We start from the raw sequence: 19160 nt of genomic DNA, 5'->3' as shown, positions 1-19160 counted from the left end.
CAAAACGTAACAAGAGCGGGATAAGCTCACTCTGTTTCAGGCCGCGCCGTTTGTTTTCACGCCACATCGCATACACTAACGACAATTTCCTTCGCAACCCGACTGACTGCCTATGCCCAAAATGTCTGACCACCGCTTTCTCACACGCCTGACCTGGCTCCTGTTCGCCGTGGTCATCCTGCTGATTGGTCTGACCTTGCGGCAAAGCCTGAAACAGATAGAACGACTCTACCAGAGCGATACCCTCAACAGCGCCATCTACCTGCGGGATCGGTTCAAACAGACCGAAGTGTTTCTGGAGGCGATGCGCGGGCAGGCCGAAGAGCGGCTGCGCAGCGACCCCCAGTCGGTGCTCACCCGCCAGCTCTATAGCCATATCGAGGTACTGCCAGAGGGGCTGGCCCTCGACAAACTCCCCGGTGATTTGCCAGCCGGACTGGCGGGCAACCTCACCGGTGACGGCCCGCTGCCGCCCCCCGGCAGTGCGCGGGAAGCGCAACTTCATTTGGCCCTGAGGCTCTCGCCCTTGCTGGCCACTGCCAGCCAGCGCCTGGGCAGCGAGATCGCCTGGGCCTACTTCACCGGCGTGGACAACTTTATCTACCTCTATCCCTGGATCCCCTCCAGCCAGTTTCGCTTTGCCCGCAGCATCTATGACAAGCACTACTGGCAGGATGCGCTGATGTCACCCAACCCAAGCCGGGACACCATTCTCTCCCGCCCCTACGAAGATTTTGCCGGACTGGGCACCATGGTCACCATGTCCCAGCCTCTCTACAAGGACGGCTCGCTGGTAGGGATGATCAGCATGGACATCCTGCTTTCACGCTTGCAATCGCAGCTCAATCAACTGGCACCAGCACTGGGTGAGTATCTGCTGCTCAATCAGTACCATCAGGTGCTGGCCAGCAGCGCACACCAGCCCGTGGTGCCGCAAGACCCCGAGCCGACCGACGAATACCAGTGGCGGCAAGGGGCATTGCAGCTGACCATGGCAATCCCCGATACCCCGTTGCGACTGGTGCACAACGTCACCCTGCTGCCGCTGGTGTGGGCCATGCTCTGCCAGTCCACGCCGACCCTGCTCGCCATCCTCTTTATGCTGCTGGCCGCCCTCTCCAACCTGAGATCCCATCGCCTCAACCAGCGGCTCAATTATCTCTCCTGCCACGATGCCCTCACCGGCGCCTTCAACCGCCACTATCTGGTGCTGCTGGAACAGGCGGGAGAGCTGTCCCGGTTGCAAGCGGGGATCCTGATGTTCGATGCGGATCACTTCAAACGGGTCAATGACAACTTCGGCCATGCCGTCGGTGATATCGTGCTGATCCGGCTGGTGCAGATCTGCCAGCAGCAGATTAGGCCCACTGATCGCCTGATCCGCTGGGGGGGCGAAGAATTTCTGCTGCTGATTGGCCGCGCTGATGCAACTCAGCTCGGCGAGCTGGCGGAGCGGCTGAGAAAAGCGGTGGCAGATCACGGCTGGGCCGCCATCGAACCCGGGTTGGAGGTCACCATCAGCCTCGGCTATCTGCCCCACCAGGAGAGCCTTCCCCTGCACGAAGCGGTACGCCGCGCCGATGTGGCGCTCTATCAGGCCAAGGCCAACGGCCGCAACCGCAGCGAAAGATGGCAGGGTGACGCCTCCTGACTCTCGGAGTAAGCTGAGCCCTCAACCCCTTTTTTGGAGGACTGTCGTGCCACGTAAACCCCGCGTAGGGCTCGCTCTCGGGAGCGGCGCCGCCAGAGGATGGGCCCATATCGGCGTCATCCGCGCCCTTGAACGTCTCGGCATCAAACCGGATTTGATCGCTGGCTGCTCCATCGGCAGCTTTGTCGGTGCCGCCTATGCCGCCGGAGAACTGGATCGGCTGGAAACCTGGGTGCGCGGCTTTACCCGCCTGCAGGTGGTCAGCCTGCTCGACCCGGCCCTCTCCGGCGGGCTGTTTCGCGGCGAAAAGGTATTTGGCCTTGCCGCCAGCCATCTGGGGGATCCCGATCTCGAGAACCTGCCCATCCCCTTCGCCTGCATCGCCACCGAACTCGATACCGGCCGCGAGATCTGGCTGCAACAGGGCCCGCTGCGCCAGTCGGTGCGCGCCTCCTGCGGCATGCCGGGGATCCTCACCCCGACCCGGATCAACGACCGCTGGCTGGTCGATGGTGCAGTAGTCAATCCGGTGCCCATTTCGCTGGCCCGCGCCATGGGGGCCGAGGTGGTGATTGCGGTCAACCTCAACACCGATATGCACCAACCCTGGACCGACGAGCCGGATCAACCCGGCAGCGGCGGCCTGCTCAGCCAGTGGCTCAATCGCGGTGAGTCTGCGCCAGCCACCCCGGGTCTGTGGAGCGTGATGAGTGGCTCCATCAACATCATGCAGGAGCGGATCACCCGCGCCCGGATGGCAGGTGACCCGCCGGAGATCCAGCTCTGCCCGCGCCTTGGCAGCTTCTCCATCATGGATTTTCATCGCGCCAGCGATGCCATCAACGAGGGGGAAGCCTGTGTCGAGCGCAACCTCGATCAGCTCAAGGATGAACTGGGCCGCCTCGGGTTGCTGGGCAGTTAGTTATCTACTTGCTGAGGTTTACACATGAAAAAGCTCCATTCGGCGCTTTTTTTTTCAACTCACTTACCCGGTCACTCCTTACGGTAGAAGAGCAACCCGAGCAGAATCACCCCCACAGAGACCAACAGATAGAGTCCCAGACTGGGATTGGTGATACCGCCATACAGAATGATGAGCGCGCCCAGGGTGGCGCAGGTCGGGATCACAAACCGCTTTATCCAGCCCAACTCGGTAAAGGTGCGCATGTACCAGACATAGAGGAACAGATAGAGGCCATAAATCAGCACGATCGGCATCTCGTCCAGGGCGATGTAACGACCGAATGTCTCGTTGATGCTGCAGTACCACAGCACTGAGTAGATCACCGACAACAACGCTGCCGCGAGGGCCGAGTTGATTGGCATATGGTGATGCGGTTCGATACGGCTCATCCACTTGGGGGCTGGACCCTGATTGCGGATCGCCAGCGAGTAGGGAATGCGCATGGTCGCCAGCACCAGACCATTGAGGGTTCCGAGGCAGGAGATAATCACGAACACGGTCAAAATGGTCGAGGCAGTCCCGCCAAACAGGCTGGTTGTCGCGAGATTAACCGCGTTATCCCCTTGCGCCACTATCTCGTCCGTCGGCAAGACGCTGGCGATCCCCAGAAAATAGGTGACGTAGACCACAAAGACTATCAGGGTGCCAATCACCAGCGCTCTGGGCAGATTCTTCTTGGAATCGCGAATTTCGCTGTTGATGGTCACGGCGGCAATCCACCCCTCATAAGCGAAGGCGGTGGCAACCACGGCCGTGGCCAGCGTGCCTCCGGTGCTTCCTATCCCATCCATTGCCTGCACAAAGTTGGTCACGGTGACGCCATTGAGCAAGCCTGAAATGGTGCCCACAATGGCAACCAGGATCAGCGGGATCAACTTGATCAGGGTAGAGCCCACTTGCAGCTTGCCCGCCAGGACCGGGGTGTAGAAGTTGATCAGATAGGTGACCGTCATATAGACAGCCGCCAGTATCCAGGTCGCACCAGAGTTGGTCGGATTATCACTGCCGAGCAAGATCATGGTGTACAGAGCGGCGACCCAGGCAAGGATGGCGGAAAGAGGGGCGTAATAGAGTACGCCTTTAAACCACCCCACCAGATAACCAAACATTTTGCCGTATGCCGCTTCGGCATAATCGACGATACCGTTGGACTTTTCGATCCGCTGGGCAAACTCGGCAAACACCAGCGCGCCGAAGATCATCGAAAATGCCCCCAGCGCCCATGCCAGCAGCGCAATGGCCAGATTACCGCCAGTCAGACGCAGTACATCATCGGCCTTGAAGAAGACTCCGGAGCCGATCACCACGCCGACCACCATCGCAATGGCAGTCATCAGGCCATAGCGTTTATCCAACTCATTACTGCTCATACCCATACTCCATACGATTGCTCATATCATCCTGAATGTAATAGTGTTCGGGTGGCCAGATACCACCAGGGGGCCCACTTTTCGGGGCCGCTTATTCTCGTTGGCCTGCATGGATAATTCAAAGCGTGTTAGATCAAAATATCGATCGGCAACCCAAAAAAATACCGCCCGAAGGCGGCATTTCTATTCACATCGATGATCACGCCTTGGCGAGGTCATCCGGGCCAATCTGGCCGATTTCGGCGACTTTCTTGTCTGCCAGCAGCCAGAGGGTGAACTTGTGCAGATCCGGGTGGTGCGCCAGGGCAACCAGGAAGGCGCCCCCAACTTCACGGTAACCCAGCTCGTAGTTTTTCAGCGTGGTGGGAGGAACACCCAGCAAATCTGCAAACTTCGGACGGCTCAAACCGACCGCTTCACGGATCTGACGGATCTTCTTGCCAACAGTGACGATATTTGAATTCATAATGTTCCATACTCCGTTTGGCGGATTTACTCCGCCTTTTATTTTTCGCGACGACTCGTAGTCAAGTGTATCAGTTTTGTTCGGACTCGTTATGGTCGAGCCTCTATCTTATGAGCGCCTTTCGGCGACAACCCTTGCCTTCAAGGGGGGATGGTAATCGCTCAGCCGCCTCAGGTAAACAGTCTCGAAAAGAAACCTTTATTGTGGCCCCCCCAATAACTCGTATAATCCGCCGGATACCCATTAAGAGGAATAAGTATGGCGTTTCCCGGCATTATCTCTCGCCTGCACCCCGTATCCAGCACAGAAGAACTGGCACAACAGCGCCTGCAAGGTGAACAATATCGTGCCGAAGCATTCTGGCTTCCGGCCTTGATGTCCAGCCACGCCAGCGAGCTGCTGGCCGCCCTGCCGGAGAGCTGCAGCCTGTTTCTTGAACAGGCATGCCCGGACCTGGCCCTGCGCAGCCACGACGGCACCCTGCATAACAATGAACAGCTCATCACGGTAAATGGTCAGGCGATTGCGCTGGCAACCACCCCGGGTGATGGTGGTCTGGTGCCCGAATCGGGCATGTGCGAGATGGCCGACTGGCTGGAGGCGGGACACCGCCACTTCATCTGTTCAGCTGCGGTTCAGCCTGTGGCTCGCGCCATCCTCAACATCTGGCCCCTTGACCCCTATCTGGCCCGACATTTCTTGATGACATTTACCCCCCTGCTGCAGAGCGCAACCCAGGCAGATTACCTTGCGGTCTTTGCCGCCAGAGCGAATCCTGCCAGCCCGCATAGCGATTGGGTTCAGGCTTATATGAAGCTGGAGAAGAAACTGCACAGGGCCTATCTGGATCACTAATTAATCAAAATAAACAGCCAGTTAAGGGCACGACACAATTTGCCACAAGGCTCATTTGTGAGCTTGATCATGTTTTAAAATCGGCATAGAGTGCGCCTCGTCATCGGAATGACATCAGTTGCCTGGCAGTGGTTTCTCACGCATTGCGTGCCATGCCAACGCACTCGACACACCAGGAGAGTGTGCAACCCGGTTCTGCCGGGTCATCTGCCAGACTCGACGCCAGCCGTACGGCGGAGCCTGCAGCTTACATAAATTACAAAGTGTGAAGCACGTGAATAACGTGCGATCTCAACGAGGATTTTTTTATGATGAAAATGGCTCCTTCCATGATCGCCATCGCCATGGCTGCTCTGGGTGCTACCGCTGCTCACGCCGCTGACGACATCTACTTCGGTGCCGGTGTCGGTGCTGCTCACTTCAACGGTCTGAACAAGATCGATGGCGGCGGTTACGCTGGTACTGAAGATGCAGCTGCAGCCAACGCCTTCGTTGGTTACAACTTCACCGAGAACTTCGGTACCGAGTTCGGTTACCAGTACGCTGGTCGTGGCAACATTGAAGGTGAGCGTTACGAGAACCAGGGTGCCACCCTGTCCGGAATCGCTCGTCTGCCGGTTGGCAACGACTTCTCCCTGTTCGCTGAAGGCGGCGCCTACTGGGCTCACACCGACGGTCTGGGCATCAGCGACACTAAAGTTTCCCCGCTGGCCGGTGCCGGTGTGACTTACAAAGTAAGTGACGCGCTGGATCTGCAAGCTCGCTACCGCTACATGTGGGACGTGGCTGACCTGAACGTTGACGGCACCCATTACAAGTCCAACCAGAGCGTTGCGACTCTGGAAGCGGTATACCACCCGTTCCGTACTTCCTACGTAGCTCCGGTAGCTGCTCCGGTTGTTGAAGAAGCTCCGGCTCCTGCTCCGCAAGTGGTAGAGAAGAACTTCGCCCTGAACTCAGACGTGCTGTTTGCCTTCGGCAAAGACACCCTGAAGCCGGAAGGCGTTGCAGCCCTGAACGGTCTGTATCAGCAAATCGTTGAATTCCAGCCGAAAGATGGCAACGCTGTTGTTGTTGGTTACACCGACCGTATCGGTTCCGACGCTTACAACCAGAAGCTGTCTGAAGCCCGTGCCCGTACCGTTGCCAACTTCCTGGTGAGCAAAGGTATGGCTGCCAGCAAAGTTGCCATCGAAGGTCGTGGCGAAGCCAACCCGGTTACCGGCACCAAGTGCAACGGCGTAACCGCTAAAGCTCAACTGATCTCCTGCCTGGCTCCGGATCGTCGCGTAGAAGTTCGCGTATCTGGCGTACAAGAAGTTCAGCAATAATCTGACCTCGTTCAGATAGTGCGAAAAAAAGGGATGCTGCGGCATCCCTTTTTGTTTGTCTCATTCTCGCTTGAATCCCTCAGTTCCCCCTCCCTGCGCTTGCCTGCCCCGCCCCGAAAGCATAAAGTAGTTGCGCCTGTAAGGTATTGGATAAGCACGAAAAAGCGCTTCTTGTCCGGTCTGTTGTCCATGACGCCACTGCATCATGAGAGTCCCAAGCCTTCGCTATCCACTTTGCTGGCGATTTTTCGCAGCAATAAAAACAAGTGCATTGCCCGACGCGGGCTAACACAACGAGGATAAACCGATGAAACTCAAAATGGCTCCTACCCTGATTGCACTGGCGCTGGCCGCCGCAGGCACCACGGCACAAGCCGCCGATGACTGGTACACCGGTATCGGTGCTGGCTGGGCCTATGCCCACAATCTGGATGATTTTGGCAAAGACACTGACAAAGACGCCACCGCACTGAGTCTGTTCGGCGGTTACAACTTCAATGACTACTACGCAGCTGAACTGGGCTACCTCTACGCCGGTAAAGCGGGCGTTGACGGTGCCGATTTCAAAACCCAGGGTGCCACCCTCTCCGGTATCGCCCGCCTGCCGCTCGGCGACATCTTCTCGGTATTTGCTGAAGGTGGTGCCTACTTCAATCACGTCAACGGCAATGGCAACAGCGACAACGGCACTGCACCGCTGGCGGGTCTGGGCCTGACTGCCAAGCTCTCCGACCTTATCGATGTGCAAGCACGCTACCGCTATCTGTGGAATCTGGGTGACGAGCAGAAAACCTGGGAGAGCGACATGAGCGTCGCGACCCTGGAGCTGGTGATGCACCCGAACCGTACCTCTTATGTTGCCCCGGTTGCCGCCCCTGCGCCTGAGCCGGTTCCCGAGCCGGTACTGGTCGACAAGAACTTCGCCCTGAGCTCTGACGTGCTGTTTGCCTTTGGCAAATCCACCCTCAAGCCAGAAGGTGTCGCAGCGCTGAACACCCTGTATCAGCAGATCGTTGATGTTCAGCCGAAAGATGGCAGCGCCGTGGTCGTCGGTTACACCGACCGTATCGGCTCTGACGCCTACAACCTAAAACTCTCCGAAGCGCGTGCCCGTACCGTAGCCGACTTCCTGGTTGGCAAAGGTCTGCCGGCTGGCAAAGTTGCCATCGAAGGTCGCGGTGAAGCCAATCCGGTCACCGGTACCCAGTGCAACAGCGTCAAGGGCAAGGCTCAGCTGATCTCCTGCCTGGCACCGGATCGCCGCGTAGAAGTACGCGTCACCGGCGTGCAGCAAGTACAACAGTAATCCTGCAGTCCGACATAACAAGGAGGCCACCTGGCCTCCTTTTTCTTGCCGCTTATTTCACCCACTTTGTAACCCTCTATTGCCCCCTTCCTCTTCCCGTCTCGCGCCCTAGTTCACGGCGTGTCGCCCCCCATACCTCTTTGGTGGTTAAAAACAGCCCGTCACCTATACATAAGTGTGGGGTTTGGCCAGCAGGCAACCCCACTACACCAAACATCGACGAGGATACGCGATGAACATAAGAGTAAAACCTGTGTGGATTGCACTGGCATTGGCGAGCACAGGCGCACAAGCGGAACCGGTGCACGACTGGTATGCCGGGGTTGGCGGTGGCTGGGCCATTGCCCACAATCTGAATGATTTCAGTCAGGATGTCGGCAAGGATGCGACTGCGCTCTCCCTGTTTGGCGGCTACAACTTCACGGAAAATCTGGGGGCCGAGATTGACTATCTCTCCACCGGTGACTGGGATATCAGCGGCCATGACTTCAACAGCAAGGGAGCCACGCTATCAGTCATTGGCCGCCTGCCGCTCAGCGAGATGTTCTCGCTCTTTGCCGAGGGTGGTGGCTATATCTATCACGTCGAATCGGTCAATGGCGGGGACGACAACCTGGCGCCGCTGGCGGGTCTGGGTGTGACGGCCCGGCTCCATGACTGGGTCGATCTGCAGGCACGCTACCGTTACATAGTGCGCGTTGGCGATGATCCGGATAACGGCAAAGCCAACAGCGGCACCCTGCGCTGGGTCAGCGACATCAGCACCGCCACGCTGGAACTGGTGATCCACCCGAACCGCAGCCAACCCAAAGAAGCGGCCCCCACGCCCGCCCCGGTCGTGGTTCCCCCGCCACCGGCCGAACCGGAGGTGGTGGATCAGACCTTCAACCTCAGTTCCGATGTGCTGTTCGCCTTTGGCAAAGCGGACCTCAAACAGGAGGGGATGAGCGCGCTGGACGATCTCTACCAGCAGATCGTCGACGTGCAGCCCAAGGATGGCAGTGCAGTCGTGATGGGGTATACCGACCGCATCGGCTCGGATACCAACAATCAGAGGTTGTCAGAAGCTCGGGCCCAAACCGTTGCCGACTTTCTGATCAGCAAGGGATTGCCTGCCGACAAGGTGAGCATCCAGGGCAATGGCGCGAGCAATCCGGTCACCGGCAACCAGTGTGATGCCATCAAGGCGAAGGCGGCGCTCATCGACTGCCTTGGGCCGGATCGCCGGGTCGAGGTGCGCGTCACCGGCGTACAGGGCGGCAGCGAGTAGTTGATCTTGAGGCGATAACCATGTCAGACGTGCAGTAAAAAGGGATGCCGAGGCATCCCTTTTGCTTTGCATCTTCTCGCAGAAATCAGAACGAGGTGCGGCGGTAGCGGCGATATTCGGGATGCCAGAAGTTGGCGTCGATGGCCTGATCGATCACCTCGTCCGGGGTCTGCACCGCCTTGCCCTGCAGCATGGCGGTCTTGGCCACCATCTTGGCGATGTAGCGGGAGACCTGATGGATATCCGCCAGATCCGGCAGCAGGGAGCCCTCCTCCCCTTTCACCAGCGGCGAGCACTCCGCCAGCGCGCGACTGGCCGACATCAACATGGCGTCGGTCACCCGGGTGGCGCCGGAGGCGATGACGCCAAGGCCGATCCCCGGGAAGATGAAGGAGTTGTTGCACTGGGCGATGACGTAGCGCTTGCCCTTGTGCTCCACCGGTGCAAACGGACTGCCGGTGGCCACCAGCGCCTGACCGTCGGTCCAGCGGATAAGGTCTGCCGGCGTCGCCTCGACCCGTGAGGTAGGGTTGGAGAGCGGGAAGATGATGGGACGGGCACAGTGCTTGTGCATGGTCTTGACCACCTCTTCGGTGAACAGCCCCGGCTGACCGGAGACCCCTATCAGGATGTCCGGGCGACCATGCTCCATCACCTCCAGCAGGGAGATGTTGTCACCCACCGGCCAGTCGGCGATGCGCTCCACCGGTTGGGAGAGACGGCGCTGGAAGTCGAGCTGGTTGGGGATCTTGTCGGTGATAAGACCGAAGCGATCCACCATAAAGACCCGGCTGCGGGCCTGGGCATCGGTCAGCCCCTCGGCCTTCATCTGCGCCACGATCTGCTCGGCAATGCCGCAACCGGCGCTGCCCGCGCCGAGGAAGGCAACCCGCTTCTCGGAGAGCTTGGCGCCGGAGGCCTTGCAGGCGGCGATGAGGCTGCCCAGTGTCACCGCCGCGGTACCCTGAATATCGTCGTTGAAGCAGCAGAGCTCGTTCTTGTAGCGGTTGAGCAGCGGCATGGCGTTGTTCTGGGCGAAATCCTCGAACTGCAGCAGGATATCGGGCCAGCGGCGCTTGACCGCCTGAATGAAGGCATCGACAAACTCGGCGTACTCATCCCCCGAGATACGCGGATTGCGCCACCCCATATAGAAGGGGTCATTCAGCAGTTGCTGGTTGTTGGTGCCCACATCCAGCACCACCGGCAGGCAGTAGGCGGGCGAAATGCCGCCACAGGCGGTGTAGAGGGAGAGCTTGCCGATGGGAATGCCCATGCCGCCGATACCCTGGTCACCCAGACCCAGGATCCGCTCGCCATCGGTCACCACGATCACCTTGACGTTCTGCTTGGTGGCGTTTTGAAGCATGTCATCGATCCTGTCCTTGTCCGGATAGGAGATAAACAGGCCACGGGCGCGGCGATAGATGTTGGAGAACTCCTCGCACGCCTTGCCCACCGTCGGGGTGTAGATGATCGGCAGCATCTCGGTCAGGTGGTTGTGCAGCAGACGGTAGAACAGTGTCTCGTTGGTATCCTGGATGTTGCGCAGGTAGATGTGCTTGTCCATGTCGTTGCCAAACGCCATGAACTGGCGATAGGCGCGCTCGGCCTGCTCTTCGATGGTCTCGATATTCTGGGGCAACAGACCTTCTAGGTTGAAGTTGCTGCGCTCTTCGCTGGTGAAGGCGCTGCCCTTGTTGAGCAAAGGGGTCTCCAGCAGGGCGGGACCGGCGTAGGGAATGTAGAGAGGACGTTTCTGGTTATTATCTTCAAACATGGATCTTGGTACCTAAACGGTTAGCTAGACGCAGGGACCCGCCGATCCTAGGGGCTTGTCTCATTAATTTCAAAGAGTTTGCACATCCGTTGCAAAAGGTTTGCGACCCAGTCGACGAAAGGCGCCGGGGGTCTGACCAGTCAGACGACGAAAGCGGTTGGCAAAGTTGGCCCCATCGCTGTAACCGACCCGGGCCGCCAGCTCGCCAAGTGGCCAGTTGGTATAGAGCAGCAGCTGGCGCGCCTTGTTCATTCTGAGCTCGGTCACCCTCGCCATCGGCCCCATACCGAACGCTTGCTGACAGAGCCGGTGCAGATGGGGAACGGAGCAGGCCATCTGTCGGGCCAGCAGGGCGACACTCCAGGGTTCGTCCAGGCGCGCCTCCACCCGGCGAAACAGTGCCTGCAATCTGAGTTCAGGGGTGCCACGCACCTCCCCTTGCAGGGTGCGCTCCAGCAGCGCCAGCAACAGGCTGAGCAGTTGGGGTTGCAGCGAAGAGCGAATCCCCTCCCCCTGCATCAGGCTGAGCAGATGGTAGAGCTGATCGCCGCCATCTCCTTGCCAGATACGGTGACCAAGGCGATGCAGGTGCTGCCAGCGCGGCACGTCATCGAGCAAAATCCAGCTGATCTGCCAGCTTTCGCCAATCAGCTTGAGACCGCCAGGCACGGCGGCGGGCAGGAAAATCAGCGACCCGGCCGGAATGGCTTGCTCCCCCTCGTCGGTGAGCAGCGCCCCCCCCTCATCGTGACTCACCATCAGAATGTGAAACTCGGGGCGATTGCGGCGGATCAGGTAGTGATCCCGCACCCGGGAGAGGCCGGTCAGGAAGATCCCTGCCTCACCGAGCAGGGGCAGCCCTTCACGTCCCAACATCTGCTCTTCACAGGCTGGCGCTATCTCCAGACACTCGCTGGCAAATGGCATAACACCTCAACAGGATAGTTTTACACAAGAAAACCGAGAGCTACTCACAGTGAGAAGAGCCTCGCCAGCCCCTATCATACCCCTGACAAACCTTGCTTTTCTCATACCCGGTTAACAACTATGAATTATTGGCAAGCGATTTTAAAACAAACCACCGATCGCGAGTTCATGACCCGATTGTGGCGGCTGGCCCTGCCTGTCTCGCTGCAATCCATGATGTTCTCCCTGCTCGGCCTCATCGATATCATGATGGTGAGCCAGCTTGGCACCACGGCTGTGGCGGCGGTCGGCTTGGGTAACCGGGTCTTCTTCTTCAATCTGCTGGTGATAGCGGGCCTCGCGGGCGGGGTCTCGGTATTGGCAGCACAATACTTCGGGCGCGGGGAGATGGCCGGGGTGCGCCGCTCCCTGGCGCTGGCCATAGTGGGCGCCCTGCTGGTCACCCTGCCCTTTGCCTTCATCTATGTGTTATCACCGGGCAGCGTACTCGGCTTTGCCAGTCAGGATCCGGCACTGCGAGCTCTGGCGGATCAATTCTTGATGATCACCGGCGCCACCATCCTCTGTACCGCCATCGTAGTGCCGCTGGAATCAGCCCTGCGCTCGGTCGGCAATGCCGCCGCGCCGACCCGCATCGGCATTATCGCCATCATCGCCAACGTCATCCTCAACTACGCCCTCATCTTCGGTCACTTCGGCTTCGAGGCGATGGGGGTGGCCGGTTCGGCCTGGGGCACCACCATTTCCCGGCTGCTGCAGACAGCCCTGCTGCTGCTCTACGTAAAGCGCTATGAGGCGCGCCTGATCCCGCGCGCACCAGACTGGCTGGCCGCCTTCAAGCGCAAGGAGGTGGTGCGCTTTACCCTGATCGCCCTGCCGCTGCTGTTCCACGACGGCCTCTGGGCCTTCGGCATGCTAATTTACGGCTTTCTCTATGCCCATCTTGGCACCGATTCGCTGGCCATCATGACCACCCTCGGCACCCTGGAGAGCATCCTTATCTCCCTCTTCTTCGGACTGGCGGTGGCCTGCTCCACCCTGCTCGGTCACCGGCTCGGGGCCGAGGAGTACGAGGTCGCCTGGCAGCACTCCCAGCTGTTCCTGCTGCTGGCACCGATTGGCGCGCTACTGGTGGGGATCATCGTCTGGCTGCTGCAAGCCAACCTGCTGCAGTGGGTCGGCAACCTGCCCCCCGAGCTGATGACGGAAGCGGGACAGGTGCTCGGCATCATGTGCCTCGGGATGCTGCTCAAGGTGTTCAACATGGTGGGGATCATCGGGGTGCTGCGCTCTGGCGGTGATGTGAACTACAGCATCTTTATCGATATTGTCGGCATGTGGTGCATCGGCATCCCGCTCGCCTGGGTGGCGGTCACGCTACTCGGCTGGCCCCTCTCCTGGGTGGTGGCGGTGGTATTGCTTGAGGAACTCAGCAAGGTGCTGCTGGTGCAGCGCCGTATTCGCCAGCGCTGCTGGTTGAAGAATCTGGTGATCGGATAAACAGCCACAAATCGGGGTCATATCAATGACAGAAAAACCCTGTTTGCAGTATGCTGGGCGCCTCTTCAATCAGAGGCAGGGATCCACGATTTCCCTGTCCAGTAGTCGTTTAAGGAGACGAGCATGCAACCACAGAAAGAGCTGATCACCGAGACGGCCCTGCTTGAGATGGCCAACAAGATCATCAAGGAGCATGAAGACTTCATCCACGGTATGCGCGCCGATTCGGTGGAGCAGAAGGGAGATATTCTGGTGTTCAAGGGGGAGTATTTCCTGGCCGAGGACGGCACCCCGACCGGCAAGACCATGGCGGTCTTCAACATGTTCAAGCTGCTGGCTCAGCAGCTCTCCGGCAAGTACAAGCTGGCCTGATCGCACCAGCACATTGCCAACAGGATGCCGCCCTCAGGCGGCATCTGTTTTTGCGCGGTTCTGACCCTCGACCACCACGCAGTTGCGTCCCGCCATCTTGGCCTGATAGAGACACTCGTCGGCACGGTTGATCAGAATATCGATGGTGTCATCGGAACGAGCCATGGCAATCCCGATACTTACCGTCACCTCCAGCAATTCGTCCGAGGTGGGACTCTTCACCAGCCGCGCCTCGACGGCAATGCGCAGCCGCTCGGCCATTTTGCTCGCCAGTGCCGGATCGGCGCAGTTGTGCATCAGGATGGCAAACTCTTCGCCGCCATAGCGCCCCAGCACCATATCAGGCTCAAGCTGCTCCCCCAGGGTGGTAGCCACCTCCTTGAGCACCGCATCCCCCGCCAGATGGCCGTAGATATCGTTGATCCGCTTGAAGCGATCGAGATCCAGCAGCATCACCGCAAAGGGCTTCTTCTTGAGTTGCAGCCGGATTCTGGCCTGCTCCAGCTGCTTCATCAGCAGGCGGCGGTTCATCATGCCGGTCAGCTCATCGGTGGTCGATTCCCGATATAGCCGCAGCAGCATGTTGAGTTGGCCGCACTGCACCCAGCAACTGGCCATGGTAAACATGCCGAGCACCCACACCTGATTCAGGGTGGCCTGACTCCAGATGCTCTGGCCCACCAGCAGCCAATGGCCCAGCAGCATGGTCACCAGCACCACGCCTGCCAGTTGCAAGCCGAGGGAGAGGGGGATGGGGAAGATGGCAAACAGGGTGATCAGCAGATAGGGAAAGGCCGCATAGCCCGCCTGCAACTCCTGTCCGGCGCCAAAGCTGTTCAGGCAGAAGAGGGAGAAGAGCATCATCACGGCCATCAGGTAGCCAAGGGCCAGCTTCATCCGCTCCCGCTTGAAGTGGATGAGGTACGAGAGCGGAATAAGTGGCGAGAGCGCCAGAGTGCAGAAGATCCTGGCCTGGAACAGCTGCTCGAAATGAACGGCGGGCAAGGTCAACCAATCCACCACGGCCCAGGCGGGCAATCCGAGCATCAGCAGACAGGTCAGCAGGCGCAAACGCACCGTCATAAAGCCCATGCGAGTACGAGTAAAGTCTTCGGAGTGAACCCTCGCACTCCAGAACTCTGACAACTTGAGCATCCAGAGTCTCCACGATGAATACTGAGGGCTCATTCTACACCTACAAAGTGGTAAAATTGTCATTAACGGAGAGAATAAAAAGGAGAGGTCGGTCACACAAACCGACAGATGATAATCGCAGCGCGCAAACGTTTCAACCCGTCAAAAAATAAACCTTTATTTGCATAATTAGCGCTGGTCAGCCTCATTTCAATCACTACAATAGCGCCCAATTTTCTCCCCCTCCCCACACAATTCGAGGTACTTATGGAACAGGCTGCTGTCACACGCGCCAATCGAGAGGCACATCCACCCAGGCGAGCCCATAGCGAACTGGTCTATGGCATAGAGGATGTCCCGCCTCTGCCCCAGACGCTGTTCGCCGCCCTGCAGCATATGCTCGCCATGTTTGTCGCCATCATTACCCCGCCCCTGATTATCGCCAATGCCCTCGGCCTCCCTGCCGCCGACACCCGTTATATCGTCTCCATGTCGCTGGTCATGTCCGGCATCGCCTCCTTCATTCAAACCCGCCGCTTCGGCCCCATCGGTTCCGGCCTGCTCTCGGTACAGGGCACCAGCTTCAACTTCCTCGGCCCCATCATCGCCTCAGGCCTCGCCCTCAAACAGGCCGCCATGCCCACCGAGGATCTGTTGGGCACATTGTTTGGCACCATGATGGTTGCCGCACTCACCATAGTGGTGATGAGCCGCTTCCTCCATCTGGTGAAACGGATCATCACCCCGCTGGTGACCGGCATAGTGGTGCTGCTGATCGGCCTGACCCTGATCAAAGTGGGCCTGATCAGCATGGGCGGCGGCTATGCAGCCCTCTCTGATGGCAGCTTCGCCAGTCACACCAACCTCTTCCTCTCCCTGCTGGTACTCGGCCTTATCGTGTTGCTGCAGCGCAGTCGCAATCCCTGGCTGCGCCTCTCAGCCATCATGATCGCCATGCTGGCGGGCTATGCCGTGGCGCTGTTGCTGGGTAAAGTGAGCGCCCCCACCTTCGACGGCCCGCTGATGATGGTGCCCATTCCGCTCCACTACGGCCTCGGCTTTGACTGGCAGCTGTTCGTGCCGCTCGCCATCATCTTCGTGGTGACGGCGCTCGAAGCGATCGGCGACATGACCGCCACCTCGGATATCTCCGGCGAGCCACTGGAAGGGCCTGTCTATATGGAACGGATCAAAGGCGGCGTGCTGGCCGATGGTGCCAACTCCATGCTGGCAGCGGTGTTCTCCACCTTCCCCATGTCCACCTTCGCCCAGAATAACGGCGTTATTCAGCTGACCGGCGTCGCCAGCCGTCACGTCGGGCTCTTTATCGCCGCCATGCTGGCCCTGCTCGGCCTGTTCCCGGCGGTCGCCAGTCTGGTGCAGCAGATCCCGGAACCCGTGCTGGGGGGTGCCACTATCGTGATGTTCGGCACCATCGCCGCCGCTGGCGTGCGCATCATTGCCCGCGAGGAGCTGGATCGCCGCGCCCTGATGATCCTGGCGGTGTCGCTGGCCATGGGGCTGGGAGTCGCGCAGGTGCCGGAAGTGCTGCAACACCTGCCGGAGCTGGCCAAGAGCGTGCTCTCCTACGGTGTCGCTACCGGTGGCATTACCGCCATCGTGCTCAACCTGTTGCTACCCAAGCGCGAAGCGCGCCACTCCTGAGACACAGCCTACCGATAGCAAATAGCCCCGCACTGCGGGGCTTTACCTTGCCAGTCGCCACGGGTAGTGTGCTGGGCAGCCTTTTTTGAGGATGCCGCCATGCCCTATCGCCTGCTCTCCCCCCTCTCCAATACCGCTTCACCCGCACAGATACTGGCGCAAGAGCAGCACTGGCTGCGCGACTGTGCCCATGACGGCCAGCCCCGCGCTCACCTCTGGCAGGCGCCCCAATGCCTGATTGTCACTCGCAAAGATACCCGCCTCCCCCATTACGAAGCCGCCTGCCAGCAACTTGCAGCTGAAGGCTGGCCGGTACATGTGCGCGACAGCGGCGGCACCGCCGTGCCCCACGGGGCGGGGATCCTCAACCTATCCCTGCTGCTGCCTCGTACCACCGCAGATCTCGCCCACTACTACCGGCTGCTGGGGGCGCCGCTGCTGACCCTGTTGGCGGAGTACGGCCTTGAGGGAAGCTATGACTTCGTGCCCGGCTCCTTTTGCGATGGTCAGTACAATCTGGTGATCGGAGGACGCAAGATCACCGGCACTGCCCAGCGCTGGCTGGCGCCGGGGCAGGATCACCAGGGCGCCGTGCTGGCACAAGCCATGCTGCTGGTGGCGGGTGATGTGGATGAGGGAACCAGAATGGCGAGCCGCTTCTACGAGCTGGCGGGCGGCGAACTGCGTTTTATGGCGAGAACCTCCACCACGCTGGCAAGCTGCATCGATTGGCGCGGTAGCGATCAGGCACTGGTAGAGAAAGTGCGAGCACGTCTGGATAGCCTGCTGAGCGAGGGGCTATCCCCCTCATCCTGACCTTATCCCGAAGGGAGAGGGAAAGTCCCCGTCCATAGACACAGCGCACAAAAAAGCCACGACCGGAGTCGTGGCTTGTTCTTTTCAAGGGGAGCGTGAAACGGGCCGAGGCGCTCAGGCCGTCTGCGGCTCCGGTTCAGCTTCGCTATCCAGATCCCGGCTAAAGTAGGCGCGGGTCTCGGCGATCACCACATGGCGCAGGCCAATCAGGCCGATGAGGTTGGGCACCGCCATCAGGCCGTTAACGATATCGGCAAGGAGCCAAATCATGTCCAGATGGAGGAAAGCACCGCTCGCAACCAGCGCCAGATAGACCAGACGATAGGGCTTGATCGCCTTCACCCCGAACAGGTATTCGGTGCAGCGCTCGCCGTAGTAGTTCCAGCCAAGGATGGTGGTAAAGGCGAAGAACAGCAGGCCAATGCTCACCAGATACTGGCCAACATGGGCATCAAGCCCCTGGGCAAAGGCCAGACTGGTCATGGCCGCACCGCTTGCGTCGCCGCTCCACACGCCGGTCACCACCAGGGTCAGGCCGGTCATGGTGCAGATGATGATGGTGTCGATGAAGGTACCTGTCATGGAGACCAGCCCCTGCTCCACGCACGAATCGGTCTTGGCCGCCGCCGCAGCGATGGGTGCAGAGCCCAGACCTGACTCGTTGGAGAAGACCCCGCGCGCCACCCCGGACTGAATGGCCAGCATGATGCTGGCACCGACGAAGCCGCCGGTCGCCGCATGGCCGGTGAAGGCACTCTCGATAACCAGCATGACGGCATCGGGCAGGGCGCTGGCGTTGTTCACCAGCACGCCCAGACAGGCGACGATGTAGAAGATGGCCATGAAGGGCACCACCTTGCTCGACACGCTGGAGATGGACTTGATCCCTCCCAGGGTCACCAGCGCCACGATCAGGGTCAGCACCACGGCGGTCGCTTCACGGGGCACCGAGAAGGAGAGGCTCATGGCGTCGGAGATGGCATTGACCTGCGGGAAGGTACCGATCCCGAAGAAAGCCACGCCGATGCCGAACAGGGCAAACAACTTGGCCAGCGGCTTGGAGCCGAGCCCCTTCTCCAGATAGTACATGGGGCCACCCGCCATCTGGCCGTTGGCATCCTGCTCGCGGTATTTGACCGCCAGCAGACACTCGGCGTACTTGGTGGCCATGCCGAACAGCGCCGCCATCCACATCCAGAACAGGGCACCGGGGCCGCCGAGCTTGATGGCGGTAGCCACCCCTACGATGTTGCCGGTACCGATGGTGGCAGAGAGAGCGGTACAGAGGGCGCCGAAGCTGGAGACATCCCCCTGCTTGCCCTGCCCCTGATCGCGACCAAAGACCAGCCGCAGAGCGAGCGGCAAGCGCACCACCTGAAGCAGACCCAGACGCAGGGTGAGATAGATACCGGTCCCGACCAGCAGGATCAGCAGGGGTGGCCCCCAGATAAAGCTATCGATGGCGGTTAACGCCGATTGAATTGATGACATGCATCCTCCTTAAGAAACAGAAATTAAGGAGGAGAAGGATGATCTTCCCATAGGTGTCGCGATCGGCCAGAGGCGATCGGATGCGGGCCAAGCCCAGGTACAACCATCCCATCCCCTCTGTCCTTTTGCCTGAGAGTTTCCGGCGCCAACCTGCCCTTGCGGGTAGTCATGGTGCCTTGCTCCTTCGGCGCCCGATTTAACGGGTCTCTCCAGAGTATCGTCCAGTAGCAGTCCACACCGGTTGCCCGGTACCTGAAAGATT

Annotated in this window: 16 protein-coding genes and 1 riboswitch; of the genes, 10 read left to right on the top strand and 6 right to left on the bottom strand. The window is 59.6% G+C overall.

Annotation, left to right across the window (positions count from 1 at the left end; translation table 11 throughout):
* Window positions 1-112 precede the first annotated feature (112 nt).
* The gene (locus ACTG1K_RS08920; protein ID WP_440005115.1) at window positions 113-1651 is read left to right on the top strand and encodes a sensor domain-containing diguanylate cyclase; all 1539 of its coding nucleotides are present in this window, start codon (window positions 113-115) and stop codon (window positions 1649-1651) included.
* Between the two features lie 46 nt (window positions 1652-1697).
* Window positions 1698-2573, top strand: a complete 876-nt coding sequence (locus tag ACTG1K_RS08915) for a patatin-like phospholipase family protein (RefSeq protein WP_005338362.1) — start codon at window positions 1698-1700, stop codon at window positions 2571-2573.
* Between the two features lie 71 nt (window positions 2574-2644).
* Here the strand turns inward: ACTG1K_RS08915 and ACTG1K_RS08910 are convergent, their stop codons facing one another.
* Together ACTG1K_RS08910 and ACTG1K_RS08905 are read right to left on the bottom strand one after the other, a co-directional pair.
* Window positions 2645-3985 carry an APC family permease gene (locus ACTG1K_RS08910; RefSeq protein ID WP_005338365.1) on the bottom strand — a complete coding sequence of 447 codons (1341 nt, stop codon included), beginning with the start codon at window positions 3983-3985 and terminating at the stop codon, window positions 2645-2647.
* A 199-nt stretch (window positions 3986-4184) separates the two neighbouring features.
* A complete protein-coding gene (locus ACTG1K_RS08905; RefSeq protein WP_005338367.1) occupies window positions 4185-4451 on the bottom strand; it encodes a helix-turn-helix domain-containing protein in 267 nt (88 codons plus the stop codon).
* Window positions 4452-4709: 258 nt separating this feature from the next.
* Here ACTG1K_RS08905 and ACTG1K_RS08900 point away from each other — a divergent pair, with 258 nt between their 5' ends.
* The 4 genes from ACTG1K_RS08900 (at window position 4710) to ACTG1K_RS08885 (ending at window position 9213) form a co-directional block, all read left to right on the top strand.
* Window positions 4710-5306: a hypothetical protein gene (locus ACTG1K_RS08900; RefSeq protein ID WP_139432703.1), complete on the top strand. Its 597-nt coding sequence runs from the start codon at window positions 4710-4712 to the stop codon at window positions 5304-5306.
* A 308-nt stretch (window positions 5307-5614) separates the two neighbouring features.
* Window positions 5615-6637, top strand: coding sequence for an OmpA family protein (locus ACTG1K_RS08895; protein ID WP_440005114.1), 1023 nt, complete (start codon window positions 5615-5617; stop codon window positions 6635-6637).
* A gap of 307 nt (window positions 6638-6944) precedes the next feature.
* The gene (gene ompA, locus ACTG1K_RS08890; RefSeq protein ID WP_252655903.1) at window positions 6945-7943 is read left to right on the top strand and encodes a porin OmpA; all 999 of its coding nucleotides are present in this window, start codon (window positions 6945-6947) and stop codon (window positions 7941-7943) included.
* A 232-nt stretch (window positions 7944-8175) separates the two neighbouring features.
* The gene (locus tag ACTG1K_RS08885; protein WP_440005113.1) at window positions 8176-9213 is read left to right on the top strand and encodes an OmpA family protein; all 1038 of its coding nucleotides are present in this window, start codon (window positions 8176-8178) and stop codon (window positions 9211-9213) included.
* An 85-nt stretch (window positions 9214-9298) separates the two neighbouring features.
* Here the strand turns inward: ACTG1K_RS08885 and ACTG1K_RS08880 are convergent, their stop codons facing one another.
* Both ACTG1K_RS08880 and ACTG1K_RS08875 read right to left on the bottom strand, forming a co-directional pair.
* Window positions 9299-10993: an NAD-dependent malic enzyme gene (locus ACTG1K_RS08880; RefSeq protein ID WP_005338379.1), complete on the bottom strand. Its 1695-nt coding sequence runs from the start codon at window positions 10991-10993 to the stop codon at window positions 9299-9301.
* Window positions 10994-11062: 69 nt separating this feature from the next.
* The gene (locus ACTG1K_RS08875) at window positions 11063-11920 is read right to left on the bottom strand and encodes a helix-turn-helix transcriptional regulator (protein WP_162516069.1); all 858 of its coding nucleotides are present in this window, start codon (window positions 11918-11920) and stop codon (window positions 11063-11065) included.
* A gap of 120 nt (window positions 11921-12040) precedes the next feature.
* Between ACTG1K_RS08875 and ACTG1K_RS08870 the strand changes: the two genes are divergently transcribed.
* Entirely contained in the window at window positions 12041-13420 is a 1380-nt protein-coding gene (locus tag ACTG1K_RS08870; protein WP_005338381.1) for an MATE family efflux transporter, read from the top strand.
* Window positions 13421-13543: 123 nt separating this feature from the next.
* Window positions 13544-13792, top strand: coding sequence for a YciN family protein (locus ACTG1K_RS08865; protein ID WP_005338382.1), 249 nt, complete (start codon window positions 13544-13546; stop codon window positions 13790-13792).
* A 33-nt stretch (window positions 13793-13825) separates the two neighbouring features.
* Here the strand turns inward: ACTG1K_RS08865 and ACTG1K_RS08860 are convergent, their stop codons facing one another.
* On the bottom strand, window positions 13826-14947 hold the full coding sequence (locus ACTG1K_RS08860) for a GGDEF domain-containing protein (protein WP_005349944.1): 1122 nt from the start codon (window positions 14945-14947) through the stop codon (window positions 13826-13828).
* Window positions 14948-15193: 246 nt separating this feature from the next.
* Here ACTG1K_RS08860 and ACTG1K_RS08855 point away from each other — a divergent pair, with 246 nt between their 5' ends.
* Window positions 15194-16591, top strand: a complete 1398-nt coding sequence (locus tag ACTG1K_RS08855) for a nucleobase:cation symporter-2 family protein (RefSeq protein WP_043818866.1) — start codon at window positions 15194-15196, stop codon at window positions 16589-16591.
* Between the two features lie 99 nt (window positions 16592-16690).
* The gene (locus ACTG1K_RS08850) at window positions 16691-17407 is read left to right on the top strand and encodes a lipoyl protein ligase domain-containing protein (protein ID WP_139437383.1); all 717 of its coding nucleotides are present in this window, start codon (window positions 16691-16693) and stop codon (window positions 17405-17407) included.
* Between the two features lie 114 nt (window positions 17408-17521).
* On the opposite strand, the gene ACTG1K_RS08845 is transcribed toward ACTG1K_RS08850, so the two are convergent.
* Window positions 17522-18898 (bottom strand): alanine/glycine:cation symporter family protein, encoded by a 1377-nt coding sequence (locus ACTG1K_RS08845; protein ID WP_005338391.1) that lies wholly within the window; start codon window positions 18896-18898, stop codon window positions 17522-17524.
* 107 nt (window positions 18899-19005) lie between these two features.
* Window positions 19006-19121, bottom strand: a riboswitch (glycine riboswitch).
* Between the last annotated feature and the right edge of the window lie 39 nt (window positions 19122-19160).

This window comes from Aeromonas sp. 102P (genome assembly GCF_051920345.1).
In the GTDB taxonomy this organism is placed as follows: domain Bacteria; phylum Pseudomonadota; class Gammaproteobacteria; order Enterobacterales; family Aeromonadaceae; genus Aeromonas; species Aeromonas veronii.
Note: the sequence above shows the minus strand (reverse complement) of the source record. Positions and strands in the feature narration are given on the sequence as shown.

Bases quoted from the DNA above. Each gene is read 5' to 3' on its own strand.
- ACTG1K_RS08855 (WP_043818866.1), top strand. From the start codon at position 15,194: ATGGAACAGGCTGCTGTCACACGCGCCAATCGAGAGGCACATCCACCC.
- ACTG1K_RS08885 (WP_440005113.1), top strand. From the start codon at position 8,176: ATGAACATAAGAGTAAAACCTGTGTGGATTGCACTGGCATTGGCGAGC.
- ACTG1K_RS08850 (WP_139437383.1), top strand. From the start codon at position 16,691: ATGCCCTATCGCCTGCTCTCCCCCCTCTCCAATACCGCTTCACCCGCA.
- ACTG1K_RS08865 (WP_005338382.1), top strand. From the start codon at position 13,544: ATGCAACCACAGAAAGAGCTGATCACCGAGACGGCCCTGCTTGAGATG.
- ACTG1K_RS08920 (WP_440005115.1), top strand. From the start codon at position 113: ATGCCCAAAATGTCTGACCACCGCTTTCTCACACGCCTGACCTGGCTC.
- ACTG1K_RS08860 (WP_005349944.1), bottom strand. From the start codon at position 14,947: ATGCTCAAGTTGTCAGAGTTCTGGAGTGCGAGGGTTCACTCCGAAGAC.
- ACTG1K_RS08910 (WP_005338365.1), bottom strand. From the start codon at position 3,985: ATGAGCAGTAATGAGTTGGATAAACGCTATGGCCTGATGACTGCCATT.
- ACTG1K_RS08875 (WP_162516069.1), bottom strand. From the start codon at position 11,920: ATGCCATTTGCCAGCGAGTGTCTGGAGATAGCGCCAGCCTGTGAAGAG.
- ompA (WP_252655903.1), top strand. From the start codon at position 6,945: ATGAAACTCAAAATGGCTCCTACCCTGATTGCACTGGCGCTGGCCGCC.
- ACTG1K_RS08900 (WP_139432703.1), top strand. From the start codon at position 4,710: ATGGCGTTTCCCGGCATTATCTCTCGCCTGCACCCCGTATCCAGCACA.
- ACTG1K_RS08880 (WP_005338379.1), bottom strand. From the start codon at position 10,993: ATGTTTGAAGATAATAACCAGAAACGTCCTCTCTACATTCCCTACGCC.
- ACTG1K_RS08895 (WP_440005114.1), top strand. From the start codon at position 5,615: ATGATGAAAATGGCTCCTTCCATGATCGCCATCGCCATGGCTGCTCTG.
- ACTG1K_RS08845 (WP_005338391.1), bottom strand. From the start codon at position 18,898: ATGTCATCAATTCAATCGGCGTTAACCGCCATCGATAGCTTTATCTGG.
- ACTG1K_RS08870 (WP_005338381.1), top strand. From the start codon at position 12,041: ATGAATTATTGGCAAGCGATTTTAAAACAAACCACCGATCGCGAGTTC.
- ACTG1K_RS08905 (WP_005338367.1), bottom strand. From the start codon at position 4,451: ATGAATTCAAATATCGTCACTGTTGGCAAGAAGATCCGTCAGATCCGT.